This window comes from Arthrobacter sp. MDT2-34-1 (genome assembly GCF_059091365.1).
This window is the reverse complement of sequence record NZ_JBNHGO010000037.1, coordinates 1-1,293: the sequence shown is the minus strand read 5'-3', so window position 1 is coordinate 1,293 and position 1,293 is coordinate 1. Positions and strand designations below refer to the sequence as shown.

The 1,293-nt window shown below is 66.3% G+C and carries 3 protein-coding genes; 2 read left to right on the top strand and 1 reads right to left on the bottom strand.

All coding sequences use genetic code 11. The features are described 5' to 3' along the window. Positions 1 to 44: 44 nt before the first annotated feature. Entirely contained in the window at positions 45 to 269 is a 225-nt protein-coding gene (locus AC5RVV_RS17415) for a VOC family protein (protein WP_494002614.1), read from the bottom strand. On the opposite strand from AC5RVV_RS17415, the gene AC5RVV_RS17410 reads away from it, so the two are divergent. Together AC5RVV_RS17410 and AC5RVV_RS17405 are read left to right on the top strand one after the other, a co-directional pair. After that, the gene (locus tag AC5RVV_RS17410) at positions 268 to 606 is read left to right on the top strand and encodes a hypothetical protein (RefSeq protein WP_494002613.1); all 339 of its coding nucleotides are present in this window, start codon (positions 268 to 270) and stop codon (positions 604 to 606) included. The two genes, AC5RVV_RS17415 and AC5RVV_RS17410, sit on opposite strands and share 2 nt — an antisense overlap. A gap of 412 nt (positions 607 to 1,018) precedes the next feature. Beyond that, positions 1,019 to 1,293 (top strand): DUF2267 domain-containing protein (locus AC5RVV_RS17405; protein WP_494002612.1); only part of this gene is annotated, 275 nt, incomplete at its 3' end.

The following is a 1,293-nucleotide window of genomic DNA, read 5'->3' as shown; positions in this document are numbered from 1 at the left end:
GAAAAGGCCATCGAAGGCTTGCGGCATCACGGGTAGGGCAGGTCTCAGCGTGCCTCGATGAGGCGGACCAGATTTCCGGCCGGGTCCAAGAACGCACAGTCGCGCCCGCCGAACGGGCGCCTGATCGGCTCCTGGATGACCTCCGCGACGCCACTGGCCACGAGCCGGGCGAATCCTCGGTCGAGGTCTGGGGTCGACAGGCTGATGCGGGCGTAGACGCCCTTAGACATCAGCTCGAGGATGGTGCGGTACGGCGTGGAGGTGGGCATGCTGATCGACGTGCTGAACGCCGTCGGACTGGACGGACTGGCGCAGGTGGACCTCGGTGAGCGGCACCACCGCAATTCCTCCGATTCGGCCCTGGCACGGATGGCCATGCAGGTACAGCTGACCGTCCAGTCCCGGCTGCACCAGCACGGGCGGATCACCGTGGCGGACCATCCCTGCACCCAGCTGACGCAGTTCCTGCGTGACGGGGACCGGTTCATCGCCGAGACGAACACCATCGAGCTCTCCGAGCGTCCGCCGATGATCGACATCCCGGACTACCGGACCGGGACCGGACGCCTGCCGGAGTTTTCCTTCACCGTCGACAGCGTCGCATGAGGGCCGGCCCCGCCCCACAGAGGAGGACTCCGCCGTGCCGGCAGCCGATGACAGCCGCCAGAAACCGGCTGGCAGGCCGTGTACGGGGCCTTCCGGAAGAAGCGGTACGCGCACCAGGATTATTCCCGCTCACAGATCCGGCCGCCGCGCCGCCCGCATACCGGCAGCCAAGCTCCCGGCAGGTGCTCCCGGCAAGGAAGGAAACCTCCAACAATTCCGCGGCATCCCTGTGCTGCTGCACTCCGGGGCGGTTGATGCCCCCCGCCGGGCGTGGCTACGATTCAAGTGCAGGCACTCCTGCGGGAACTCCCACCATGGCACCGGCTTATCCTGCCGGCACTTCGAAACATCCACAAAATACGCGGGTGGATTCGGACGCGTTTCTGCCCGTCCTGGGACGAGGAGGAAAAAAATGCAGCATGACGAGTTCATCGGCCAGGTTCAGGCCCGGGCCAAGCTAAGCAGCCGCGGCGACGCCGAACGCGCCACGCGGATCACCCTGGAGACACTCCGGCAGCGGATTCCTCAGGGACTGGCCAACAAACTCGCCGCCCAGCTGCCAGCCGAAATCGGCCACCACCTGGAGGCAAACGGCGAGCCAGTCGATATCTCAACCGGGGAACGGTTCGGCCGGTCCGAATTCATTGCCCGCATCAGCGAACAGTCCGGTGCAGATGAGCCGGCGGC

Coding starts and splice junctions, on each gene's coding strand:
- AC5RVV_RS17410 (WP_494002613.1), top strand. CDS start 268: ATGCTGATCGACGTGCTGAACGCCGTCGGACTGGACGGACTGGCGCAG.
- AC5RVV_RS17415 (WP_494002614.1), bottom strand. CDS start 269: ATGCCCACCTCCACGCCGTACCGCACCATCCTCGAGCTGATGTCTAAG.